Annotated in this window: 21 protein-coding genes and 1 tRNA gene; 9 read left to right on the top strand and 13 right to left on the bottom strand. The window is 72.3% G+C overall.

The window, feature by feature from the left end:
- Window positions 1–5 precede the first annotated feature (5 nt).
- From ACZ5ON_RS28120 to dhaK, 4 genes are all read right to left on the bottom strand, one after another.
- Window positions 6–224 carry a heavy-metal-associated domain-containing protein gene (locus ACZ5ON_RS28120; protein WP_465598504.1) on the bottom strand — a complete coding sequence of 73 codons (219 nt, stop codon included), beginning with the start codon at window positions 222–224 and terminating at the stop codon, window positions 6–8.
- 218 nt (window positions 225–442) lie between these two features.
- Window positions 443–1,450, bottom strand: coding sequence for a PrsW family glutamic-type intramembrane protease (locus ACZ5ON_RS28115; RefSeq protein ID WP_465598501.1), 1,008 nt, complete (start codon window positions 1,448–1,450; stop codon window positions 443–445).
- Window positions 1,451–2,000: 550 nt separating this feature from the next.
- Window positions 2,001–2,621: a dihydroxyacetone kinase subunit DhaL gene (dhaL, locus tag ACZ5ON_RS28110; protein WP_465598498.1), complete on the bottom strand. Its 621-nt coding sequence runs from the start codon at window positions 2,619–2,621 to the stop codon at window positions 2,001–2,003.
- 27 nt (window positions 2,622–2,648) lie between these two features.
- Complete coding sequence (gene dhaK / locus ACZ5ON_RS28105) at window positions 2,649–3,644, bottom strand: dihydroxyacetone kinase subunit DhaK (RefSeq protein ID WP_465598495.1); 996 nt, start codon at window positions 3,642–3,644, stop codon at window positions 2,649–2,651.
- A 128-nt stretch (window positions 3,645–3,772) separates the two neighbouring features.
- On the opposite strand from dhaK, the gene dhaM reads away from it, so the two are divergent.
- Window positions 3,773–4,165, top strand: a complete 393-nt coding sequence (gene dhaM, locus ACZ5ON_RS28100; RefSeq protein WP_344635123.1) for a dihydroxyacetone kinase phosphoryl donor subunit DhaM — start codon at window positions 3,773–3,775, stop codon at window positions 4,163–4,165.
- A gap of 178 nt (window positions 4,166–4,343) precedes the next feature.
- Here the strand turns inward: dhaM and ACZ5ON_RS28095 are convergent, their stop codons facing one another.
- Window positions 4,344–6,041: a bifunctional 3'-5' exonuclease/DNA polymerase gene (locus ACZ5ON_RS28095; protein WP_465598492.1), complete on the bottom strand. Its 1,698-nt coding sequence runs from the start codon at window positions 6,039–6,041 to the stop codon at window positions 4,344–4,346.
- Between the two features lie 64 nt (window positions 6,042–6,105).
- Entirely contained in the window at window positions 6,106–6,753 is a 648-nt protein-coding gene (locus ACZ5ON_RS28090; RefSeq protein ID WP_465598489.1) for a TetR/AcrR family transcriptional regulator C-terminal domain-containing protein, read from the bottom strand.
- 94 nt (window positions 6,754–6,847) lie between these two features.
- Between ACZ5ON_RS28090 and ACZ5ON_RS28085 the strand changes: the two genes are divergently transcribed.
- Together ACZ5ON_RS28085 and ACZ5ON_RS28080 are read left to right on the top strand one after the other, a co-directional pair.
- Window positions 6,848–7,282, top strand: coding sequence for an ester cyclase (locus ACZ5ON_RS28085; protein WP_465598486.1), 435 nt, complete (start codon window positions 6,848–6,850; stop codon window positions 7,280–7,282).
- Between the two features lie 72 nt (window positions 7,283–7,354).
- Window positions 7,355–9,388 carry a M3 family metallopeptidase gene (locus ACZ5ON_RS28080; RefSeq protein WP_465598483.1) on the top strand — a complete coding sequence of 678 codons (2,034 nt, stop codon included), beginning with the start codon at window positions 7,355–7,357 and terminating at the stop codon, window positions 9,386–9,388.
- Between the two features lie 64 nt (window positions 9,389–9,452).
- Here the strand turns inward: ACZ5ON_RS28080 and ACZ5ON_RS28075 are convergent, their stop codons facing one another.
- A complete protein-coding gene (locus tag ACZ5ON_RS28075; RefSeq protein ID WP_465598480.1) occupies window positions 9,453–10,166 on the bottom strand; it encodes a G1 family glutamic endopeptidase in 714 nt (237 codons plus the stop codon).
- Between the two features lie 248 nt (window positions 10,167–10,414).
- Between ACZ5ON_RS28075 and ACZ5ON_RS28070 the strand changes: the two genes are divergently transcribed.
- Window positions 10,415–11,377, top strand: a complete 963-nt coding sequence (locus ACZ5ON_RS28070; RefSeq protein ID WP_465598477.1) for a helix-turn-helix domain-containing protein — start codon at window positions 10,415–10,417, stop codon at window positions 11,375–11,377.
- Between the two features lie 13 nt (window positions 11,378–11,390).
- On the opposite strand, the gene ACZ5ON_RS28065 is transcribed toward ACZ5ON_RS28070, so the two are convergent.
- Together ACZ5ON_RS28065 and ACZ5ON_RS28060 are read right to left on the bottom strand one after the other, a co-directional pair.
- Entirely contained in the window at window positions 11,391–12,845 is a 1,455-nt protein-coding gene (locus ACZ5ON_RS28065; protein WP_465598474.1) for a glycoside hydrolase family 5 protein, read from the bottom strand.
- 78 nt (window positions 12,846–12,923) lie between these two features.
- Window positions 12,924–13,601 (bottom strand): TetR/AcrR family transcriptional regulator, encoded by a 678-nt coding sequence (locus ACZ5ON_RS28060; RefSeq protein ID WP_465598471.1) that lies wholly within the window; start codon window positions 13,599–13,601, stop codon window positions 12,924–12,926.
- Between the two features lie 185 nt (window positions 13,602–13,786).
- Between ACZ5ON_RS28060 and ACZ5ON_RS28055 the strand changes: the two genes are divergently transcribed.
- Window positions 13,787–15,034 carry an acyl-CoA dehydrogenase family protein gene (locus ACZ5ON_RS28055; protein WP_465598468.1) on the top strand — a complete coding sequence of 416 codons (1,248 nt, stop codon included), beginning with the start codon at window positions 13,787–13,789 and terminating at the stop codon, window positions 15,032–15,034.
- A gap of 175 nt (window positions 15,035–15,209) precedes the next feature.
- Here the strand turns inward: ACZ5ON_RS28055 and ACZ5ON_RS28050 are convergent, their stop codons facing one another.
- The 3 genes from ACZ5ON_RS28050 to ACZ5ON_RS28040 all read right to left on the bottom strand — a co-directional run bounded on the left by ACZ5ON_RS28050 (window position 15,210) and on the right by ACZ5ON_RS28040 (window position 17,203).
- Window positions 15,210–15,986, bottom strand: a complete 777-nt coding sequence (locus ACZ5ON_RS28050) for an enoyl-CoA hydratase/isomerase family protein (RefSeq protein ID WP_465598534.1) — start codon at window positions 15,984–15,986, stop codon at window positions 15,210–15,212.
- Between the two features lie 116 nt (window positions 15,987–16,102).
- The gene (locus ACZ5ON_RS28045; protein ID WP_465598465.1) at window positions 16,103–16,522 is read right to left on the bottom strand and encodes a RidA family protein; all 420 of its coding nucleotides are present in this window, start codon (window positions 16,520–16,522) and stop codon (window positions 16,103–16,105) included.
- A 111-nt stretch (window positions 16,523–16,633) separates the two neighbouring features.
- Window positions 16,634–17,203: a GNAT family N-acetyltransferase gene (locus tag ACZ5ON_RS28040; protein ID WP_465598462.1), complete on the bottom strand. Its 570-nt coding sequence runs from the start codon at window positions 17,201–17,203 to the stop codon at window positions 16,634–16,636.
- 151 nt (window positions 17,204–17,354) lie between these two features.
- On the opposite strand from ACZ5ON_RS28040, the gene ACZ5ON_RS28035 reads away from it, so the two are divergent.
- Entirely contained in the window at window positions 17,355–17,975 is a 621-nt protein-coding gene (locus ACZ5ON_RS28035; RefSeq protein ID WP_465598458.1) for a TetR/AcrR family transcriptional regulator, read from the top strand.
- 103 nt (window positions 17,976–18,078) lie between these two features.
- On the opposite strand, the gene ACZ5ON_RS28030 is transcribed toward ACZ5ON_RS28035, so the two are convergent.
- Window positions 18,079–18,154 (bottom strand) — tRNA-Arg (locus tag ACZ5ON_RS28030).
- Window positions 18,155–18,749: 595 nt separating this feature from the next.
- Between ACZ5ON_RS28030 and ACZ5ON_RS28025 the strand changes: the two genes are divergently transcribed.
- The 3 genes from ACZ5ON_RS28025 to ettA all read left to right on the top strand — a co-directional run bounded on the left by ACZ5ON_RS28025 (window position 18,750) and on the right by ettA (window position 23,032).
- On the top strand, window positions 18,750–19,328 hold the full coding sequence (locus ACZ5ON_RS28025; RefSeq protein WP_465598455.1) for a single-stranded DNA-binding protein: 579 nt from the start codon (window positions 18,750–18,752) through the stop codon (window positions 19,326–19,328).
- A 375-nt stretch (window positions 19,329–19,703) separates the two neighbouring features.
- Entirely contained in the window at window positions 19,704–21,059 is a 1,356-nt protein-coding gene (locus tag ACZ5ON_RS28020; protein ID WP_465598452.1) for a Cys-Gln thioester bond-forming surface protein, read from the top strand.
- A gap of 308 nt (window positions 21,060–21,367) precedes the next feature.
- On the top strand, window positions 21,368–23,032 hold the full coding sequence (gene ettA / locus ACZ5ON_RS28015; RefSeq protein ID WP_465598449.1) for an energy-dependent translational throttle protein EttA: 1,665 nt from the start codon (window positions 21,368–21,370) through the stop codon (window positions 23,030–23,032).
- The last annotated feature ends 118 nt before the right edge of the window (window positions 23,033–23,150 follow it).

Genomic DNA, 23,150 nt, shown 5'->3' with positions numbered 1-23,150 from the left:
GGGGCTCAGGTGGCGGGGCCGACCAGTTCGTAGCCGGCCTCGTCGACGGCGGCGCGCACGGCGTCCTCGTCCAGCGGGGAGTCGGAGGAGATGGTGACGGTGCCGGCCCCGGCGTCGGCGGAGACCTCGATCACACCGGGCAGGGCGGATACCTCCTCGCTGATCGACTTCTCGCAGTGGCCGCAGCTCATGCCGCTGACGGTGTAGGTGGTGGTGCTGGACATTCGGGGCCTCCGGGTCGGTACCGTCCGAGCGGGTCCGCTCGGACGCTTGCGTGGTTCGCGCTTCTGTCCGTCCACGCCACAGTACCCCTAGGGGGTATTCCTCGAGCAAGGAATGTGGCGCATGTCGCAGTCCGCGCGGGTGGTTCTCCGATGGTCGGAGCAGTGCGGCGCCTGGTTCCGGCGAGTGGCCGGAACCACCCGCCCGGGCGAGTGCGCGGTCAGGGCGTCCGGCCGTGCCGGATCAGGGCGAGCAGCCAGAGCAGGCCCCCGAGGGAGACCAGCACCAGGCCGCCGACGTCGTACAGGGTGTAGAGGTGCACCTGTTCCTCGGTGGGTGAGGGGAGGTAGCCGAGGGTGAACAGGGCCCGCTGGTAGGCGCTGGCGGTGGTGTGGGCGACCAGCCAGACGGCGATGCCGCTCATGCTGTCCCAGAGTGCGTGCAGCAGTGCCACGCCCAGGTAGGTGCGCAGCACCGGGGCGTTGAGCCGGAAGTGGGTGCCCTGCCGTTCGCGGAAGAGTACGCCGCCGAGGATGGCCGTCCACAGGATGTGCCCGACCGGGGCCAGGACGCCGCGCAGGATCTCGGTCTCGACCAGGTCGCGCAGCGAGAGTCCCTGGACGGTGAGTACGGCGTTGAAGGCGTACCCGGCGCTCTCGAAGGCGGCGAATCCGGCGCCGACGGCCGCGCCCAGCACCAGCCCGTGCCGCAGCCCGGTGACCGGCATCCGCCGGGCGACGGCGATCAGCGCGGCCAGCTTCACCCCCTCCTCGATCAGCCCGACGAGCACGTACATCCACGCCGAGGGTGAGACGAAGTAGCTCTCCAGGACCGAGGCACCCAGTACGCCGATGATGCCGCCGATGCCGAAGCAGGCGAAGATCCGCTCGGTGCCGACGTCGGTCGCGAAGTGTTCGTACGCCCAGACCACGAAGGCGGCCGGGACGAGGAAGCTGCCCAGTAGCACGATGGTCGGGACCAGGTTGCTGTTGCCGGTGAGGAAGGTGACCACGACGGTGGCGCCCCAGAGTGCCAGGCCGGTGAGGAGCAGCTTCAGCCAGTGCTGGGTCGGGGCGACGGCGGGCGGGGCGGGCGGTGCGCCGCCGGGCGGGCCCGGTGGCCATCCCGGTGGCCGGCTCGGCGGGTGGCCGGGCGGCCGGCCGCCGGGCTGGACGGGGCGGCCCCAGTGCGGGGTCGACGGTGGCGGGGTGCTGCCGGGCCCGGACATCAGCGGTCGCCTTCCCTCGTTCCGGCGGTGGACGGGGTCACGCTCCCGTACGGTATGACAATTCGGACAATTCGTTGGTATTCCGGATATTGGCGCGTGGCGCAGTGCTGGGATTCCTCCGATATGTTTCGATATCTTCGGCCCCGAGGACGTGGTGCTCTGCACGGACGGGGTGATCGAGGCCAGGCACCACGGGTCCGGCGAGTTCTATCCGCTGGCCGAACGGGTGGGGTCGCTGGTGCGGGACGCCGCGCGCTCGGCGACGGAGCTGGAGAGCGCGGTCGGGCGGGGTCTATGCGGACCTGCTGGTGCACACCGGCGGGGAGCTCGACGACGACGCGCTGCTGCTGATCAGCCGGACGGATCAGGACCGGTCGAAGGTCGGCTGAGCGAGTCCGGGGCGGGGACGCCGGTAGCGCCCGGGGCGCGGGGAGCGCGTGACTGGACCGCTGGTGAGGTGCGCGGTCGCGCACGCGGCTCCTCGCACCCCCGAGCGGGTACGACTTCGCGCCGGGCGCGGCCCTGCCCCGGGGCGGCGCCCGCCGGTGGTTCAGGCGGCGTGGGTGACCTGGGCGAGGGTGTGGAACAGCAGGGCGGTCGAGGTCGCGCCGGGGTCCTGGTGGCCGGTGCTGCGGGGGCCGAGGTAGGAGGCGCGGCCCTTGCGGGCCTGGAGCGGGACGGTGTCGCGCGCGCCCTGGGCGGCGGCCGCGTCCGCGGCGTCGGCCGCACTGGGCAGACCGTCGGCGGCGGCGGCCTCGAAGGCGGCGGCGGCCGGTGCCCAGGCGTCCACGATGGTCTTGTCGCCGGGCGCGGCCCCGCCCAGCTGCTGGATCGCCAGCAGGCCCTCGGCGAGTGCGGCGGCCAGCTCGGCCGGGGTGGCCGTGGCCTGCGGGAGCGCCTTGCCCATGGCGCGGAACGCGCTGCCGTACAGCGGCCCGGAGGCGCCGCCGACCTTGGAGATCAGCGTGGTGCCGGTCTTGGCGAGGACCGCTCCGATGGAGTCGGGCTCCAGGGTGTCCAGGGCCGTGATCACGGCGGTGAAGCCACGGCGCAGGTTGCTGCCGTGGTCGCCGTCGCCGATCGCCGAGTCCAGCTCGGTCAGGTACGACTCCTGCTGCTCGACGGCGGCGGCGGTCTCCCGGACCCAGGCGAGGGCGAGTTCGATGTCCACTTCGGTGCTCCTCCAGGGGGATCGGGGTCAGGACCAGTTCAGGGCCGGGGTGGCCACTGGGGCGTCCCACAGCTCCAGCAGTTCGGGATCGGCCTTGGTCAGAGTGAGCGAGAAGCCCGCCATGTCAAGGCTGGTGACGTAGTTGCCGACCAGGTTGCGGGCGATCCGGACACCGCGCTCGGCGAGCCTGGCCCGCACCTCCCCGTAGACCACGTACAGCTCCAGCAGCGGTGTGCCGCCGAGTCCGTTGACCAGGGCGATCACCTCGTCGCCCGCGGTCAGTTCGTGGTCGGCGAGGATGGTGTCCACCACTTCGGCCACCAGTTCGGCGGCCGGGCGGTGCCGTTCCCGGCGGCGCCCCGGCTCGCCGTGGATGCCGACGCCGATCTCGATCTCGTCCTCCGGCAGGTCGAAGCCGGGCTTCCCGGCGGCCGGCGTGGTCGCCGCGGTGAGCGCGACGGCGAAGGAGCGGGAGGCGGCGTTGACCCGCCGGCCGGTCTCGGCCACCTGGTCCAGCGGTGCGCCGCGTTCGGCCAGCGCACCGGTGATCTTCTCCACCATCACGGTCGCCCCGGTACCCCGGCGGCCCGCCGTCCAGGTCGAGTCCTCCACCGCGACGTCGTCGTTGACCAGGACCGTGCGGATCTCGATGCCCTCCTCGGCGGCCAGTTCGGCGGCGAGTTGGAAGTTCATCACATCGCCGGTGTAGTTCTTCACGATCAGGACCACGCCCGAGCCGCTGTGCACCCGCCGGACGGCGGTCAGTACCTGGTCGGGCACCGGGGAGGTGAACACCTCGCCGGGACAGGCGGCGTCGAGCATGCCGCGGCCGACGAAACAGGAGTGCAGCGGCTCGTGGCCCGAGCCGCCGCCGGAGATCACGGCCACCTTGGGACGTCCGGGACGGCCCGCTCTGCTGATCACACGGTTGGGAATGTCGACCGCCAACTCCGGGTGCGCGGCGGCGAGTCCGGTCAGCGCGTCCGTCAGGACGGTTTCCGGTGAGTTGATCAGCTTCTTCAAGGCACACTCCCTCGGCAGATCTTGAAGGTGACGTTACGCCAGCCGACACGGCTTGGTGAGCGATACGACACGCCGAGTCTCGAACTGGCCGTCGACTGGCGGGCGATGAAGCGGGCTAGGGTCGGAGCATGGCCAAGCACGTGGGTATCGTTCTCGTCTCGCACAGCCCCGCCATGGCGGCCGGACTGCGCGAGCTCCTCGCCGAACTCGGTTCCGACGGCGTCACCGTGGCGATCGCCGCGGGCACCGAGGACGGCAGTCTCGGCACCAGCTACGACCTGATCGTCCGCGCGGTCGAGGAGGCGGACGGCGGCGTCGGGGTGGTCATGGTGCCGGACCTCGGCAGTTCGGTGCTCACCGCACGGGTCGTACTGGAGGATCATCCGCGCGACGGGGTGGTCCTGGTGGACGCCCCCTTCGTGGAGGGCGCGGTGGCGGCCGTCGTCACGGCCTCGACCGGGGCGGACCTGGCGGCAGTGGTCGGGGCGGCCGAACAGGCGCGCGGTTTCCGGAAGTTCTGAACCCGGCAGCAGGGAGCCGGGACCCGCATCGAGCGGTCCACGCCGGTCCTCGGGACGGTGGGGCACACCGCTCCACGGGCGGGGGTCGACCGGCCCGGCTCGCCCGGCCGGCCGTGGCCGCCTCCGCCCCGCTGGGCAGCGGCCTGCGCGAGCCGCCGTGCTCCCAGGAGGCGGCGCGCTACTTGGCCTCGGCGTAGCAGTCCGCGATGGTGGCGCTCAGCGGGAAGCGCACGGGAGTGTCGCCGAAGACCAGGGTGCGGGCCTCCTCGGCGGCATCCGTCACGGCCGCGGCGACCCGGTCGGCCAGGTTGAGCGGGGTGTGCACCACCACTTCGTCGTGCTGGAAGAAGACCAGGTGCGGCCGGTCCGCGCCGGACTCCAGCGCGGTCAGCCGCCGGCGCAGCGCGGCGAGCAGTGCGAGGGCCCAGTCCGCCCCGCTGGCCTGGATGACGAAGTTGCGGGTGAACCGCCCGCGTGCTCTGGCCGAGCGGCCGCCGGCCTCCGTGGCGGACTCGGGGGCCTCGGTCAGATCCAGCCAGTCGGCGGAGGGCGGCGGGCAGGTGCGGCCGAGCCGGGAGCGGACGATCCCGCCGTCCTCCCCGGTGCGGGCGGCGGCCTCGACGTACCCCATGGCGGCGGGGTAGCGGCGGCGCAGGGTGGCCAGCAGCGGGCCGATGTCGCCGCTGGTCTGTCCGTACATCGCGCCGAGCAGGCCGAGTTTGGCCTTGTCGCGGTCGCCGTGGAAGGCGGTGGCGGCGAGCGCGCTGTAGAGGTCGCCCTCGGCGGCGCTGCGGGCCAGCCCGGCGTCCTGGGAGAGCGCGGCCAGTACCCGCGGCTCCAGCTGAGCGGCGTCGGCGACCACCAGCGTCCAGCCGGGGTCGGCGACCACGGCGCGACGCAGGATCCGGGGGATCTGCAGCGCGCCGCCGCCCCGGCTGGCCCAGCGCCCGGAGACCACGCCGCCGACCACGTACTCGGGGCGGAACCGGCCGCCCCTGGCCCAGGCGTCCTGCCAGGCCCAGCCGTGGGCGGTGTGCAGTCTGGAGAGCTCCTTGTAACGGGTCATCAGGCGGGCGGCGGGGTGGTCGACGCGGTTCAGCTCCCAGGAGCGGGTGGAGCCGAGCTGGATGCCCTGCTCGGCGAAGGCGCGCAGCACCTGGCTGTGCGAGTCGGGGTTGAACGGGCGGCCGCCGAGCGCCTGTTGCAGCTCGACGGCCAGCTCGGCGAGCCGGCTGGGCTGGGTGCCGGGGACGGTCGGGCGCGGGCCGAGCAGCTCGGTGAGCAGCCGGTCGTGGATGTCGGCGCGCCAGGGCAGCCCGTCGTGGGACATCTCGGCCGCCAGCAGGCCGCCGGCGGACTCGGCGGCCACCAGCAGCCGGAAGCGCGCGCGGGTCGCCGGGTCGGCGATCGAACCGATGCGGCGCTGCTGTTCGGCGTGGACGGCGACCACCGCCGCCAGCGGGTCGGTGCCGGGCGGGAGCTGCAGGCGGTCCGGGGCGAAGAGGCCGTCCTGGTCGTCCGGCCCGGCGCTCTCCGGCAGGTCCGCGGGCACGGGCAGCCCGCGCAGCCTGGCCCAGGCGGCGCCCAGTGAGCGCGGCGCGCCCCAGGCGCCGTCGTGGCCGAGCAGCAGGGCCTCGGTCAGCCGTAGGTCGTGGCAGCGGGCCAGGCGCAGCGGCAGCAGCGGAGCGTACGCGCTGTCGGCGGCGGCCCAGACCCAGCGCGGCTGCTCGGCGGCCTCGCGCTCGGCGACGGCGGCGGCCAGGTCGGGGGTCCGGACGGGCGGGCCGAGCGGGTTGCCGTCCTCGGCGAGCGGTTGGAGGCGCCCGCCCGGGCCGTGCGGGTCGGGCACCAGAGCGGTACGGGGGGCCGGGGCCATGGGGTCTCCTCCTCTCGGACGGGCATTCGCCCGACGGTAGCGCCCCGTACTGACAACCGGGGCGTCAGCGCGGCCGCGGGGCCGGATGGTGGCCGGCGAGGCCGGTGAGCAGGGTGTCCAGCACGAGGTCGAAGCGGGCCTGGTGGTCGGCGGGGGTGCCGAGGCCGGCGGCGGCCGCGGCGGCGAGGACCGGGAAGCCGGTGAGGTCGGGGCCGGTCTCCGCCGCCGCCGTGTCACCGGGCGGGTCGGCCTCGGCGAGGCAGTGGCCGATGACCGCGGTGGTGACGGAGTTGATGATCCGCAGTGCGACGAGCGGCGCGATCCCGGCGCGGCCGAGGGCCGCCGCCGCCTCCTCGACGGCGGCCAGGGCGTCGGCGGTGCGCGCGGGCCGGGCGGCCACCAGCGGCAGCACGCCGGGGTGGCGGAGCAACTCGGCGCGCAGCCGGACCGCGAACTCCCGCAGCCAGCGCGGCCATTCGTCCGGCGGTCCGGAGGGGGCGGGGCGTACGGCGGAGACCACCAGCTCGACCAAGCCGTCCAGCAGGGCGGCCTTGTTGGGCAGGTAGTAGTACAGCGTCATGGCCTCGACGCCGAGTTCGGTGCCGAGGCGGCGCATCGAGAGTTTCTCCACGCCCTCGCGGTCGGCCAACTGGAGTGCGGCGGTCAGGACCTTGGTGCGGCTCAGCCCGGCCCGCCTGGCGGTGGCTGCCACGGTTGCCCCCTTGACGTTTCTTACGGCGTAAGGGAATAGTACTCGACAGCGGCCGATCTTACGCCGTAAGAGACCGTCCGAGGGGGACACTGGCATGACCGACGCCATCGAGAGCAACAAGCGGCTCGTCACCGACTTCTTCACCGCCCTGAACGAGGCCCGGATCACCGACCTGGGCGACTTCCTGGCCGCCGACGTGGTCGACCACAACAAGGTGGTCTTCGGCGAGCCGGACGAGCCGGGCGCCGCCTTCGCGGCGATCGCGACCCAGCTGACGGCGCTGGCGCCCTACCGCGTGCAGGTGGAGGAGCTGATCGCGGAGGGAGACCGGGTGGTCGCCCGGATCACCCAGACCGGCGTGAGCTCGGCGGCGCACCCCCGGATGCCGGAGCCGACCGGACGGAGCTTCAGGAACGAGGCCGTCTTCGTCTTCACCGTCGCGGCCGGGCGGATCAGCGAGATGCGCTGCGTCTCCGACCGGCTGGGCCTGTTCCTGCAGCTCGGCTGGGACTGGCCGACCGAGGACTGAACGGCCCACCGGGCGCCACGAGGGTCGATCGGCCCGTAGGCAGCGGTCTTGACAGCGCGTAAGGTTCGGGCAATGAGCGACAACCCCTTCTTCGAGCCCAGCACCCTGGCCTACGGACTCCCGCCCTTCGCCGAGATCCGGGAAGAGCACTATCTGCCCGCCTTCGAGCGGGGAATGGCCGACCAGCTGGCCGAGATCGCGGCGATCGTGGCCGACCCCGAGCCGCCGGGCTTCGACAATACGCTGGTGGCGCTCGAGCGTTCGGGGACGCTGCTGCACCGGGTACGGCTGGTCTTCGACAACCAGCTCGCCTCCGACGCCACCGACGCGCTGCAGGAGCTGGCCGCCGAGATCAGTCCGAGGCTCGCGGCGCACGCCGACGCGATCCACCTCGACCCGGCGCTCTACGCCCGGGTGCGCGCCGTGTACGAGGCCCGCGAGACCCTGGACCTGGACGCCCAGGCGCTGCGTCTGCTGGAGCGCCACCACACCCGGTTCGTCCGTGCCGGGGCCAGGCTGTCGCCCGCCGACCAGCAGCGGCTGCGGGAGATCAACGCCCAGCTGGCCTCGGACGCGACGACCTTCCGGCAGAACGTGTTCGACGACACCAGGGCCCGGGCCCTGGTGCTGGACGGCGCCGAGCAGCTGGACGGCCTGCCCGCCGGCCAGATCGCCGCGGCCGCCGAGAACGCCAAGGCGCTCGGCCACCCGGACGGTACTTACGTGCTGAGCCTGAAGAACTTCTCCAACCAGCCCGAGCTGGCCGCCCTCACCGACCGCGCGGTGCGCGCCCGGCTGCTGGAGGCCTCGCTCGGCCGGGCCGTGGAGTCCAACGGCCCGGTGGCGATCCGGATGGCCGAGCTGCGCGCCGAGCGCGCCGCGCTGCTCGGCTACCCCAGCCACGCCGCGTACGTGGTGGCCGACGAGACCGCCGGCACGGTCGAGGCGGTGGACGCGATGCTGGCCCGCCTGGTGCCCCCCGCCGTGGCCAACGCCGAGCGCGAGGCCGCCGAACTGGCCAAGGCCGCCGCGGCCGACGGCATCACCGAGCTCGCCGCGCACGACTGGGCCTACTACTCGGAGCAGGTCCGCAAGGCCGTCTACGACCTGGACACCGCCGCGCTGCGCCCGTACTTCGAGCTGGAGCGAGTGCTGCGCGACGGCGTGTTCCACGCCGCCAACCTGGCCTACGGGCTGACCTTCACCGAGCGGGACGACCTCACCGGGTACCACCCGGACGTCCGGGTCTTCGAGGTGTTCGAGGCGGACGGCAGCCCGCTGGGCCTGTTCCTCGGAGACTTCTACGCCCGGGAGTCCAAGGGCGGCGGCGCCTGGATGAACGAACTGGTCCCGCAGTCGGAGCTGCTCGGCCGGCGTCCGGTGGTGGTCAACAACCTCAACGTCGCCCACCCCGCCCCCGCTGAGCCGGCCCTGCTGACCTGGGACGAGGTGCGGACGCTCTTCCACGAGTTCGGCCACGCGCTGCACGGCCTGTTCTCCGCCGTCCGCTACCCGCTGTTCTCCGGGACCGAGGTGCCGCGCGACTTCGTGGAGTTCCCGTCCCAGGTGAACGAGATGTGGATGGACTGGCCCGAGGTGCTGGCCAACTTCGCCAGGCACCACGAGACCGGCGAGCCGCTGCCGGCCGAGGTGGTGGCGCGGATCGACGCCGCCGAGCAGTTCGGCCAGGGCTTCCGCACGGTCGAGTACCTGGCCGCCGCGCTGCTCGACTGGGCCTGGCACACCGTGCCCGCGGGCCGGGAGATCGCCGACGCCCAGGAGTTCGAGGCGGCCGCGCTGGCCCGGGCCGGGCTGGCACTGCCGGCCGTCCCACCGCGCTACCGCAGCACGTACTTCAGCCACATCTTCGCGAGCGAGTACAGCGCGGGCTACTACGCCTACATCTGGTCGGAGGTGCTGGACGCGGACACCGTCGAGTGGTTCCGTACAGGCGGCCGTACGGTGCGCGAGAGCGGCGAGATCTTCCGCGCCGAACTGCTCTCGCGCGGCGGCAGCAAGGACGCGCTGGACTGCTTCCGGGCCGTGGTCGGCCGTGACCCCGAGATCGCCCCGCTGCTCAAGCGGCGCGGTCTGACCGGAGCCTGATCCAAGGGCGCCTGCGCTCCGCTCCGCCGCCGGGTCCGGTCCGGCGGCGGAGCGGAGCGGCCGGTCAGTTCGCCGGGACGATGGAGAACGAACCGTTCTGCAGGCCCGTCTCGGTGTACTGGCCGCTGTCGATGGCCTGTGGCGAGTACGCGTCGAAGGTCCGCCCGTTCGCCGTGACACCGCTGAAGTCCAGGCTGGCGAAGGACGGGTAGCTCTGGGAGGGCGACTCGATGACCGCCTCGGCGCTCACGTTCCGGGCGTTCAGGTGCTGGCGGGTGGTCTCGGTCCAGCCCTTGGTGTCGTCGGTGAGCTTCAGGGTGTAGCTGCCGCTGCCGTTGTAGACCACGCTGCCGGTGAAGCTGTCGCCGGCGTCCACCGGGTCGTTGAAGTACTGCGGCGGGGCCGGGTACATCTCGTACCAGCCGGAGTAGACCGGTGATCCGCTGGAGCAGTCCACCTGGACGCCGGTCTGCTCCACCGTCTGCGAGCCGTAGCCGTCTATGCCGACCCAGGGCGCGAACAGGTCGTCGGAGGTGTTGCACTGCACCTGCGGCATGGTCCAGGAGCCGGTGACGGTACGGAAGTTGCTGCCCTGGGCGACGTAGCCGCCCCAGACGCCGCCGTCGTAGTCGTACGAGCCCCGGGGGTGATGGCCGTAGTAGTGCACGGCCCGTGCGGAGCCGGTGGCGGCCGCGGCGCTCGCGGGCGTGGCGAGCGCGGCGGTGGAGGCCGCGAGCAGGGCGGCTGCCGCGACGGAGGCGGTACGGATCGCACGCATGAAGAACTCCTGGTGGGGGTCGGGGACTTCGGCGGGCCACCGGAGGGGTGTGGGGCCGGCCCCGGCGGACGCTGTCGCCAAGCGTGCGGGGAGCCCGCCCCGGGCGGAAGGCAATGAGCGGGTCAGGAACGCGTCATGGCGGGTACATGTCTTGTCGGAGGTCCCTTGCGTTCGCCCGCCCGATGGCACAGAGTCGGACTTCACCTGCGGACTTCTCCCGCAGGACGGGGATCGGGAAGGGGGTACCGATGCCGGAGCCCGCTGGGGCCAGATTCGCCGGGTTGGGCATCGGCGCGGACGCGGAGGAGCTGTATCTGCGACTGCTCGACGCCGGCAGCGCCTCCGCGCAGCAACTCGGCGCCTGGGCCGGGCTGAGCGCCGAACGCTCACTGGCCGCGCTGGAGTCGCTGGCCGACCACGGTCTGGTGGAGCGGCCGGCCAGGGGGCAGCGGCGCTGGACGGCCGCCGCGCCCGATGTGGCGCTGGAGGAACTGCTCCTCCAGCGCGAGGTCGAACTCCGCCGGGCGCGCGGGCGGATCAACGAGCTGATGCGCACCTACCGCCGGCGGCAGTCGGGGGCGGGCGAGCTGGTCGAGGTGATCACCGGCCGCGAGTCGGTCGCCGAGCTCTGGCGCAGCCTGCAGCTCGGCGCCCGTGAGCAGTTACGGCTGCTCGACCGACCGCCGTACATCCGCCGCAGCGATCCCGACACCGAACTCACCCTGCTGGGGCGCGGCGTGACGATGCGCGTGGTGTACGAGAGTCGGGTACTGCGCGAGCCGGCCCGGGTGGCGGAGATCCGCGGCTTCGTCCGGGGCGGTGAACAGGCCCGGGTGCTGCCGGAGTTGCCGCTCAAGCTGGCGGTGGTCGACTCGCGCTGGGCGATGCTGCCGGTGAGTGCGGGCACCGAGTCGCAGCACGTGCTGCTGGTCAGGCCGTCCTCGCTGCTGGACGCGCTGATCGGGCTGTTCGAGCTGTACTGGTCGCACGCCATGCGGTTCCCGGCGGCGGACACCGAGACGGAGCCGGAGGACCGGCACCAGCGCCTGCTCGGCCTGCTGGCCGCGGGGCTCACCGACGAGAGCATCGCCCGTCAGCTCGGGGTCTCCACCCGGACGGTGCAGCGCTGGGTGCGGGAGCTGATGGACCGCTTCGGCGCGCGCACCCGGTTCCAGGCGGGGATCCAGGCGGCGCGGGCCGATCTGCTCTGACGGCCCGACCGACTCACACCCTGACGGTGACGGTGACCCGGGTGCCCGGGGCGGTGCGCGGGAGCAGGATCCGGGCCAGACCGGAGCGGTCGGGGCCGGGCCGCTCGACCACCACCGTCGAGGCGCGGGCGCCGCTGACGCCCACCCCCTCCGGTCCGGTGCCGCTGCCGGGCGGGAGCACCACCTCGGTCCAGCCCGGGCGGCCGGAGGTGAAGGCGAGCCGGTAGACCCCGTTCCGGTAGGACTCCGTCCCGGGGAGTCCGGCGAGGGCGACCGCGTACGGTTCGAAGGCGGGTTCGTCGCCGGGCGCGGGTCGGCCGTCCGGGCCCAGCGCGCAGTAGCCGCCGGTACCCCGGCACCAGTACCACATCGTCCAGGCGGCGGCGAAGCCCGCCATGGCGTCGACCTGCCGCCGCACGAGTCGGGCGTTGCCCGGGGTGCGGGAGTCGGGCGGCCCCCACTCGCCGACCAGGACGGGTAGGTGGCCGGCCCCGGGGTAGGCGGTGATGGCGGCGGTGTAGTGCTCGATGAAGCCGTCGGACGGGTCCCAGTCATGCCCCGCCTCGACCGCCGTGTCGTAGAAGTGCGGGGCGTAGCCGAGCCTGGGCGCGCCGCCGCGGGGGTCCGCGAAGGCCGGGAGCCGGGTCGGTACGCCCTCGCCGACCAGGACCGTGGGCTCCACGAACAGCCAGGCGCGGGTGTCCACCCGGCGGACGGCCGCGATCAGCCGCCGGTACATCCCGGCGAGCCGCCCCTGCTCCAGTTCGGCGGCGGACGCCGCCAGGACGGCCGGGTCACTGGGGTCGCCGTCGACGGGGCCGAACGGCTCGTTGAACAGGTCGTAGCCCAGCAGGGCGTGGTGGCCGCCGAGTTCACGGGCGATCCGGGTGTAGAAGTCGGCCTGCCACCGCCGCAGGTCGGGGTCGTCGTAGAGGTGCCGGAAGGCCGCCTGCACGGCGGGCTGGTAGTACCCGGCGAACCAGTCGTCCGGGTCCGGGGTGAACGGCAGTCCGTCGTCCCGGGTGGCCCAGAGCGGAATGCCGCGGTCGCCGCCGCCGAACTCGGGCCCGTACACGTCCTGGTGGAAGTCGATCACGGCCAGCAGCCGGTACTCGGCCGCCCAGTCGAGCAGCCCGCGCAGCTTGGCCAGTTCGGCCTGGTCGTAGGAGTCCCGGGCGGGCTCGAGACGGGCCCAGGAGACGGCCACCCGGATCAGCGTGAAGCCGTGCGCGGCGATGGACCTGAGGTCGCCTTCGGTGGTCTCGTCGTACTTGTCCACGTTGAAGCCGCGCAGCTGGAGTGCCCGGCCGCTCCGATCGGTCAGGACGGTACGGCCGTCGGCCAAGACGGCGGTGCCGGTGGGGAAGCGGGCCGCCCCGGCCCCGGCCGCGGGGGCGGGTGCGGCGGCGACGGTGCCCAGGAGGGCGGTGGCGAGGGTGAGTGCTGCGGCGGTCCGGCCAAAGCGCACGGGACACCTCGGAAGGGGAGGGGTGGTGACCGCCGATGATGCCGCACCCCGCCGGCCTTCACAAGAGGTGAGGAGAGCTCATGTTCCGTACCCCGGGCCTCGGTCGGGCCGGGCCGTGCCGGGGCTCTGCACGCCCGGCGGGACGGTGGCCTGCGGCAATGGCGCGGCGGTGGCCAGCCGGCCCCAGAGCAGGTCAGCAAGGGACCGCACCATCCGGGCGCGGGAGCAGGGCTGCTGTTCGAGCCACCAGTCCCCGGCCGCCAGCACCATTCCGGTGATCGCCCGGCCCCAGGCCTCGGCGAGCAGCGGGCCGTCCGCGCCGAGGTCGATCTGGTCCCGCACGGCCTCGCCGATCTCGTCGGCGATCCGCTTGAGCGCGGGCGCCAGCGCGTTCCCGGCACCGGTGGGATCGCCGGGCCCGGGGTGGGTCAGCAGCCGGTACACCTGCGGCCGGGACTCGATCGCGGCGAGGTAGACGTCCAGGACGTGCTCGACCCGGTCGCGGCGCTCCAGCGGCTCGTCGAGCGCCGCCTTGACGGCGGCCAGCAGGCCGGAGGTGTGCCGCTCGGTCAGTGCCCTGATCAGCCCGTTCCGGTCGCCGAAGTGCCGGTACAGGATGGGCTTGGTGATCCCGGCCTCCGCGGCGATCGCGTTCATGCTGGCGCCCGGCCCGTCGCGCTGGACCACCCGGTCGGCGGCGTTGAGCAACTGCTCTCGGCGGGGCTCACCGGGCGGTGCGGGGTCGGCGGTCGGCACGTACTGGCTCCTGGTGGTGGCGCTGGCACTGGACGGGCGGCGGGGCGTTGACACGCGTTACCAATGAGTAGCAGACTCCGGCGGTGTTACCGGGGGTAACACCCGCAGTGGCGTGGACGCACCAGGCCGGCGTCCGGCCGCGTCCCGGGCGATCCGCCAGGCACTTGTGACCGGAGGCAGGAAACATGAGCACCTTCTCCCTCGACCCGGGCGAGGACCAACTCGCCGTACGTGACTGGCTGCACGGCTTCGCCGCCGACGTGATGCGGCCGGCCGCCGCCGAGTGGGACGAGCGGGAGGAGACCCCGTGGCCGGTCATCCAGGAGGCGGCCAGGCTCGGCATCTACTCCCTGGACTTCTACGCCCAGCAGTACTTCGACCCCTCCGGTGTCGGAATCCCCATCGCCATGGAGGAGTTGTTCTGGGGCGACGCCGGGATCGGGCTCGCCATCGTCGGCACCACGCTCGCCGCCGTCGCCGTGCTGGCCAACGGCACCGACGAGCAGATCGGAACCTGGGCGCCGCAGATGTTCGGCACCCCGGACGACGTCAAGGTGGCCGCCTTCTGCTCCTCCGAACCCGACGCCGGCTCGGACGTCTCCGCGCTGCGCACCCGGGCCGTCTACGACCACGCCAAGGACGAGTGGGTGCTGAACGGCACCAAGACCTGGGCCACCAACGGCGGCATCGCCGCCGTCCACGTGGTGGTGGCGACGGTTGACCCGGAGCTCGGGGCGCGCGGGCAGGCCTCCTTCGTGGTCCCGCCCGGCACACCCGGCCTGACCCAGGGGCAGAAGTTCAAGAAGCACGGCATCCGCGCCTCGCACACCGCCGAGGTCGTCCTGGACGGTGTCCGGGTGCCGGGCCACTGTCTGCTCGGCGGGAAGGAGCGGCTCGACGAGCGGCTGGCGCGGGCCCGCGAACAGGCGGCGCGGAGCGCGGCGGGCACGCCAGGACCGGCGAAGCGGGGCGGCAACGCGGCGATGGCCACCTTCGAGGCGTCGCGCCCGGCGGTCGGGGCCCAGGCGGTCGGCATCGCGCGCGCCGCGTACGAGGTGGCGCTCGACTACGCCCGCACCCGGGTGCAGTTCGGCCGTCCCATCATCGACAACCAGGGAGTGGCCTTCACCCTGGCCGACATGAGGACCCGGATCGACGCCGCCCGGCTGCTGGTCTGGCGGGCCTCCTGGATGGCCGCCGACAACCAGCCGTTCACCGCCGCCGAGGGCTCGATGTCCAAGCTGTACGCGGGCGAGACCGCGAAGTGGGTGACGGCGCAGGCGATGCAGATCCTCGGCGGCAACGGCTTCACCCGGGAGTACCCGGTCGAGCGGATGCACCGGGACAGCGCGATCTACTCCATCTTCGAGGGCACCAGCGAGATCCAGCGGCTCGTGATCGCGCGCAGCATCTCCGGGCTGCCGATCCGCTGACGCCCGCCCGGGCCGGTCGGGCCGTCGGGTCGTTGGGCTGCCGGGGCGCCGGGTCGGGCTGCCGGGTCGTTGGGCTGCCGGGGCGCCGGGGCGCCGGGGCGCCGGGGCGTTGCGCAGTCGGGCCGTTGCGGTTCCTGGTCGTCGGGCCGCGGGTCGGGCCGCTGGACCGTTGGACTCAGAACCGGGGCTCGCGGCGTTCCAGGAAGGCGGCCAGCCCTTCCTGGACGTCCGGCGCCAGGCGGGACTTGTGCTCCCACGGCGCCACCGCGGCCTGCGCGTCGGCCGGCCCGGAGGCGGCGAGAACGGCTTTGGCCGCGCCGATGGTCTGCGGCGAGCGGCGGGCCAGCAGGCGGGCGAAATCCCGGGCGCGGTCGTCGAGTTCACCGTCCGGCAGCACCTCGTCCACCAGGCCGAAGCGTTCGGCCCGCTCGGCCGTGACCAACTCGCCCGAGAACAGCAGGTACTTGGCCCGGGCGGGACCGACCAGGCCGGCCAGGCGGAGCGTGGGTACGGCCGGATAGACCACCCCGAGCTTGGCGGGCGTGATCCCCAGCCGGGCGCCCTCGGCGGCGAACCGCAGATCGCAGGCGACCGCCAACTGGCAGCCGCCGCCGACACAGTAGCCGTGCAACACGGCGATCGTCGGGTGCGGGAAGGCGGCCAGCGCCTCCTCCGCCGCGACGTTCACCGCATGGTAGGCACCGGCCCGGTCCGGGGTGCCGTACACCTCGGCGAGTTCGGCGATGTCGGCGCCCGCGCTGAAGGTGCCGCCCGCGCCGGTCAGCAGCAGCGCCCGGACGTCCGGCAGCGCGGCGAGCCGCTCCAGGAGGCCCGGTAGCCGCTGCCACATCTCCATCGTCACGGCGTTCCGCCGCTCCGGGCGGTCCAGCACCAGGACCGCCACGCCGCCGTCCTCGACGTACGCGCGCAGGCCGTCCACCCCGGTGTCCACGACCGTTTCCGCGGTCGGGGCTCCGGCGGGCCCGGTCCCGGGCGGCGCGGTCGTCGGGCCGGTGCTGTTCGGGTCGTGCTGGGGCAAGGCGGCCTCCGGGATCCTCGGGTCGGCGTTCACCCTTCCACAGCGGGGGCCCCGGGGACTACGGCGGTGGCTGTGATCTCCACCAACTGTCCGGTGTAGCCGAGGCAGGCCACACCGAGCAACGTCGAGGTGTGCGGACCCTCCGCGAGGGCCGAGGAGTTGACCACGTCCCAGACCTCGGACAGCCGGGCGGGCTCGTCGGCCACCACGTACACCGTGCTGGCGACCACCTGCGGCAGACCGCTGCCGACGGCCGCCAGGGCGGTCTCCAGGTTGGCCAGCACCTGCCGGGCCTGCGCGGTGAAGTCGCCGGGGCCGACCAGCTTGCCGTCAGCGTCCAGCGGTACCGAACCGGCCAGGAACACCAGCCGCTCACCGGCCTCGACCACGGCGGTGTGAGCGTAGCCGGGTGGCGGGAAGAGCGCTGGAACGGTGCGGTGCTGAGCCATGCACATGCTCCTCGGGCCGGCGGCAGTGATCGAAATCATGGCCGGGGGACCCGTGTTCGTCACCCGGTTTTCGGGCTGCCCGGCGACGCACCCGTGGCCGCTCCGGCCCGGCTAGGCGTCCGGAGCGTCCGCGGCCCGCTGCTTCGCCCACTCGTGGGCCAGGAGCGACCAGATCTCCTTGTCGTGCCGGATCCCGTTGTGCGGGAAGTACTCGCGCAGCACGCCGTCCAGCCGCATGCCCATCCGCTGCGCGACCGCCCGGCTGCGGGCGTTGCGGGTGCTGGTCCACCACTCGACCCGGTGCATCCCGCGCTCGACCAGCGCGTAGTCCAGCAGGTGGCGGACGGCGGCGCTGATCAGACCGCGTCCCTCACCGGCGGCCTCCGTCCAGACCCCGATCTCGCAGTTGCCCGACGCGGTGTCGAAGCGCACGAACATCACGCCGCCCACCAGCGTTCCCGCGCGCCAGATGCCGTAGATCCGGCCGGTGTCGGTGGCCTGCCGGTCCGCGTAGCCCTGCAGGGTGGCGCGGGCCGAGGCGAGGTCGGTGGACCGGGACGCCCACGGGATCCAGGGGTCGGTGTTCGGACGGGCCCGGTCGATGTGGGCCAGGAATTCGGCGGACTGCCAGGGTTCGAGCGGGCGCAGTTCGGCGTCGTCTGCGAGCGGTATCGCGTACACGGGGCCTCCAGGGTGGGCTTGCGAGGGGTGTGAGGGCTTCTGGTGAGCTTCTGCGGGTCTTGGCCGAGAGCGGGGCGAGGCGGGCCGGACCGGCCTCCGGCGCCTGGTGGAGAGGGTACATAACAAACGTTTGGCAGGTACCATATCGCCCATGACGCCTGCCCGTGGAGACCATGACGCCCGACGTGCCGATGTCTCCGAGGCGGTGTGGCGGGTCCTGGCCGAGCGGGGCTTCGGCGGGCTCACGCTGCGCGCGGTGGCTGCCGAGATGCAGGCCACCACCGGACTGCTCACGCACTACTTCCCGAACAAGCGGGCCCTGGTGGCACACGCCCTGGAGGTCCTGGAACAGCGCTCCGCTGACCGTCCGCGTCCCGCGGTGGCGGCGGTGGGGGCCGCCGACGGGTCGGGGGCCTCGACACTGCGGCTGCTGCGGGCCGTCCTGCTCGACATCCTGCCGCTCACGGCGGAGAGCCGGGACGGCAACCGGATCTGGGTCGGCTCCTGGGACGTGGCGCTGGCCGACCCGGAGCTCGCGGCCGAGCACGCCGCACGCTACCGGCGCGCCCGCGAGCGGCTCACCGCGCTGATCGCGGACGCGCAGCGGGCCGGGGCGCTGCCCGCGGGCCGTTCGGCGGCGGACCTGGCGGCGTCGGCGCAGAGCCATGTGCTGGGCCTGGTGGTGCAGGCGCTCCTCGCGCCGCAGGAATTCCCGCCCGAGCGGCAGACGGCCCTGCTGGACGCCTACCTGGAAGCGCTGCGCACGGCCTGAGAGGCGCCGCGCACGGTCCGGGCGGCGTTCGGGTGGTCCGGTCGCCCTCGTGGGCCTGTCGGCCGAGGCGGGCCGCGGGGCGTGCCGAATTGACGGGTGGCGCTGGTGCCCCCAGCAGGATTCGAACCTGCGACCTACCGCTTAGAAGGCGGGTGCTCTATCCGCTGAGCTATGAGGGCGTTACAGGGCGGAGTCAGCCCGGGTGGGGCTTCGGCCGGTTTGGAGTCCGCCGGTGCGCACGCGGTGGCGACCGGTTGTTCCGGGACAGGATAAGGGTGCCCGGATACTCCGCCGAGACTTAGGGCACCGGTTCGGGTGTGTCGGGCCCGGTGGAGCGGTCCGATAATCGCAGGTGGTGGCTGGGTCTGCAGCGCTCTGGCACGTTCTGGCGCCGGACGTTGTGCAGTCGTTACGGGGCTGGAGCCCCACCCGTTATGGATTTGGTGCGGAGAATCCGGGTCTGTCCTGTCTGGAGGGGGGCAGATATGGGTTCGTTCGGTCGGATGACAAGGCCGGACGTGTCTACTGAGCCACCCGTTCGGGGCTCGGACGGGTGCCCGTGCGCGAACCGAACTTGTCATGGCCTCGCTGCCCTGATGTCGCACTATGGTTCATTTCCGTCTCTGTTTCACTCCGGAGAGTTACCCGAGTTATCCACAGGGCCGGGTTATCCACAGGATTTCCCGGTGGGCTGGTGTTGATTTCCTGCTCTGGGCACTCTCTCCTCGCAGCGGTGATTCCGCTTGGTAATTCCCGAGGAACGGAGGGTGTGTCATGAACGAGACCCTGGTGACGATGGTCGGCAATGTCGCCTCCACCGTGAGCTATACGGAAACTCCGGCCGGCGTGCCGGTGGCCAACTTTCGGATGGCGGCGACCGAGCGCCGATTCGACCGTGCCACCGGCGACTGGGTGGACGGTGAGACCAACTGGGTCACCGTGGTGGCCTGGCGCTGGCTGGCCGCCAACGTGGTGAGCTCGGTGAGCAAGGGGGATCCGGTCGTGGTCAGCGGCCGGCTGCGGATCCGGGAGTGGGGTGAGGAGGACAAGCGGCGCTCCGTCGTGGAGATCGACGCTCGGGTGGTCGGTCACGACCTCGGGCGCGGCACCTCGGCGTTCCGCTGGGCGGTGCAGGCCAGGCCGGAGCTGGTCGCATCACGGCCGGGCCGTGAGGGGCAGCCCGCGGTGCCGGACTGGATCGTCGCGGCGGTCTCGGCGGGAGGATCCGGGCAGCGGGTCGGCGCGGGCGGTGCTGTTGCCGATGGGGCGGAAGGGAAGGGTGGGGGCAGTGGGGTTGGCGAGGTTGACGCGGCGGCTGGGGCGTCCGCGGCGGAGCCGGTCGGCGCGGCCTGAGCGGGGCGCCGCGTCCCGGGGTGGGGCCTCCCGCGACCCGCGGTTCCCGGCGGGGAAGGTGTGGTTCGGGTAGAGACGGTTGATTGACGATCGGAAACTGGTTCTGCGTCAAGTTTGCTCGACTTTAGGATCCTTGATAACGAAACAGATACGGTACTGTCCTGGTTTGGCATGGAGGTTTGCAGGCCTCAATGGGTCAATAGGATGCGTCTGGTTCATACAGGTGCAGCGGCGCCACGGGGTGCGCCGCTTTGCAAGGCGGGCTGCCATCGGCACGACCTAGCCCGAAGGGATCTCATGTTCCACAAGCAGGGGCGGGCTGTCTCCCGCATAGGCACTGTCATGCTCGCGTCGAGCATTGCGATCAGTGCAGGCATGATCACGGCTGGTGCGGCCGCTGCGGTCGACGTCACCGCCTCGGGCGCCAAGGCGGTGCTGGTCGACGGGCCGCTCAGGCACGGTCAAGCCATCGACATCCCCATGAACGACGGCAGGGTCGAGCACGCCCAGGGCGGGCTCATCGAGCTGAAGACCGGCGACCAGACCCTCGACACCTACTGCATCGATCTGCACAACCCGACCCAGCGCGGCGCGCAGTACCAGGAGACCGGCTGGGAGTCGAGCTCGCTGGCGGGCAACAAGGACGCGGGGAAGATCCTCTGGATCCTCGAGCACTCCTACCCCCACATCAGCGCGGGTCAGCTGGCCAAGGACGCGAACATCAGCGGCCTGACGGAGGACGAGGCCGCGGCCGGCACCCAGGCGGCGATCTGGCACTTCTCGGACGGTGCCAACGCCGTCCCGGTGGACAGCAAGGCGAACGACCTGGCCAAGTACCTGATCAAGAGCGCGCAGCCGCTGGAGGAGCCCAAGCCCACCCTCAGCCTGTCGCCGAACTCCGTCTCCGGTAAGAGCGGTGCGCTGCTCGGTCCGATCTCGGTCACCACCAACGGCTCCTCCGTGGGCCTCTCCGTGGACGCGGACGGTGCCAAGGCCGGGCTCACCGTCACCGACAAGAACGGCAAGGCGATCACGAGCGCCAAGTCCGGCGACGAGATCTACGCCAAGGCCCCGGGCGGCGGTGCCAAGGGCAGCGCCGACATCAAGGCCACCACCTCGGCCCAGGTCTCCGTCGGCCGTGCCTTCACCGGTGTCAACGCCGACAACGTGCACAGCCAGACACTGATCCTGGCGGGCTCCGAGGCCGTCCCGGCCACCGCGAGCGTCAAGGTCAACTGGGCCCCGACCGGCCCGATCCCGGCCGTCACCAGCAAGGTGGACTGCGTCCAGGGCGCGGTGGTCGTCACGGCTGCCAACAACGGCGACCAGGACTACACCTTCACGCTCAACGGCAAGACCTACACGGTGAAGCCGGGCGCCAGCACCAGCGTTCCGATCAAGGTGGACGAGGACAAGTCGTACCACTTCACCGTCACCGGCCCGAACGGCTTCAAGCAGGACATCCAGGGTGTCCTGAACTGCAAGACCGACACCGGCACCACCACCCCCAGCTCCACCCCGAGCGCCAAGCCCAGCCCCTCCACGAGCTCGTCCACCGGCGGTGGCACGGGTGGTTCGACCGGCGGCTCGACCGGCGGCGGCCTGGCCTTCACCGGTGGCGGCAGTGAGACCCCGTGGCTGATCGGCGCCGGCGGTGCGCTGCTGGTCGCCGGTGGCGGTGCGGTCTTCGCCCTGCGTCGCCGCGGCCGTCACAGCCGCACCACGGCCTGACCTCCCGGTCCGAGCCGTCTCCGCCCCACCCGGTGATCTCCCGCCCTGATCCGGTGCGGGGGAGTGCTGCGGCCTCCGAGTCGCCGAAGCGCTGAAACACCGAGGGGCACCCGGTCCCGTCCTCCGCCGAGCGCGGAGGGCGGGACCGGCCCGTCTCGGACACCTACGGCAGGGCGGGCCGACCCGGGCAGCAGAGCGGTCCGGTCCCAGGGGGTCGCCCGACCAAGGCCGTTCGGGACCTCCGCCGCCGTGCGGCAGAATGGAAGGCTGTAAGCAGAATATTCATGACGACGCCGGAGCGATCTCACGTGGCGGAATACATCTACACCATGCGCAAGGTGCGCAAGGCACACGGCGACAAGGTCATCCTTGACGACGTGACGCTCAGCTTCCTTCCCGGAGCGAAGATCGGCGTCGTCGGCCCCAACGGCGCCGGTAAGTCGACGGTGCTGAAGATGATGGCCGGGCTGGAGCAGCCGTCCAACGGCGATGCCTTCCTCTCGCCGGGCTTCACCGTCGGCATGCTCCTCCAGGAGCCCCCGCTCGACGAGTCCAAGACCGTCCTGGAGAACGTCGAGGACGGCGTCAAGGAGATCAAGGGCAAGCTCAACCGGTTCAACGAGATCGCCGAGCTGATGGCGACCGACTACTCCGACGAGCTGCTCGACGAGATGGGCAAGCTCCAGGAGGACCTGGACCACGCCAACGCCTGGGACCTCGACGCCCAGCTGGAGCAGGCCATGGACGCGCTGGGCTGCCCGCCCGGCGACTGGCCGGTCACCAAGCTGTCCGGTGGTGAGAAGCGCCGGGTCGCGCTCTGCAAGCTGCTGCTGGAGTCCCCCGACCTGCTGCTGCTCGACGAGCCCACCAACCACCTGGACGCCGAGTCGGTGAACTGGCTGGAGCAGCACCTGGCCAAGTACCCCGGTACCGTCGTGGCGGTCACCCACGACCGGTACTTCCTGGACAACGTGGCCGGCTGGATCCTGGAGCTCGACCGCGGCCGCGCCATCGGTTACGAGGGCAACTACTCCACCTACCTGGAGACCAAGCAGGCCCGCCTGAAGGTCGAGGGCCAGAAGGACGCCAAGCGCGCCAAGCGCCTCAAGGAAGAGTTGGAGTGGGTCCGCTCCAACGCCAAGGGCCGCCAGGCCAAGTCCAAGGCCCGTCTCGCCCGTTACGAGGAGATGGCGGCCGAGGCCGACAAGATGCGGAAGCTGGACTTCGAGGAGATCCAGATCCCGCCGGGCCCGCGCCTGGGCAGCATCGTCATCGAGGTGGAGAACCTCAACAAGGCCTTCGGCGAGAAGCTCCTGATCGACGACCTGTCCTTCACCCTGCCGCGCAACGGCATCGTCGGTGTGATCGGCCCCAACGGTGCCGGCAAGACCACGCTGTTCAAGATGCTGCAGGGCCTGGAGACGCCGGACGGCGGCAAGGTCAAGGTCGGTGAGACCGTCAAGATCAGCTACGTCGACCAGAACCGGGCCAACATCGACCCGAAGAAGACCCTGTGGGAGGTCGTCTCCGACGGCCTCGACTGGATCAACGTCGGCCAGGTCGAGATGCCGTCCCGCGCCTACGTCTCGGCGTTCGGCTTCAAGGGCCCGGACCAGCAGAAGCCGGCCGGAGTGCTCTCCGGTGGTGAGCGCAACCGCCTCAACCTGGCGCTCACCCTCAAGCAGGGCGGCAACCTGCTGCTCCTCGACGAGCCGACCAACGACCTCGACGTCGAGACCCTCTCCTCGCTGGAGAACGCCCTGCTCGAGTTCCCGGGCTGCGCCGTGGTCATCTCCCACGACCGCTGGTTCCTGGACCGAGTGGCCACCCACATCCTCGCCTACGAGGGCGAGAGCAAGTGGTTCTGGTTCGAGGGCAACTTCGAGTCCTACGAGAAGAACAAGATCGAGCGGCTGGGCGCCGACGCCGCCCGTCCGCACCGGGCCACCTACAAGAAGCTGACCCGAGGCTGACGACCAGGCCTGGGGGAGGGCCGGGAGAACCACCCCCCCGTGGGGCTCCCGGGCCCCGGCCCTCCCACGAGCGGCTGGGCGGATGGCAGTTGGTGGGCCTTTCTATTAGAACCACCAA

This window comes from Kitasatospora sp. NPDC032150 (genome assembly GCF_055579945.1).
The sequence above is the reverse complement of the archived record's forward strand: the minus strand, read 5'-3'. Positions and strand labels throughout refer to the sequence as shown.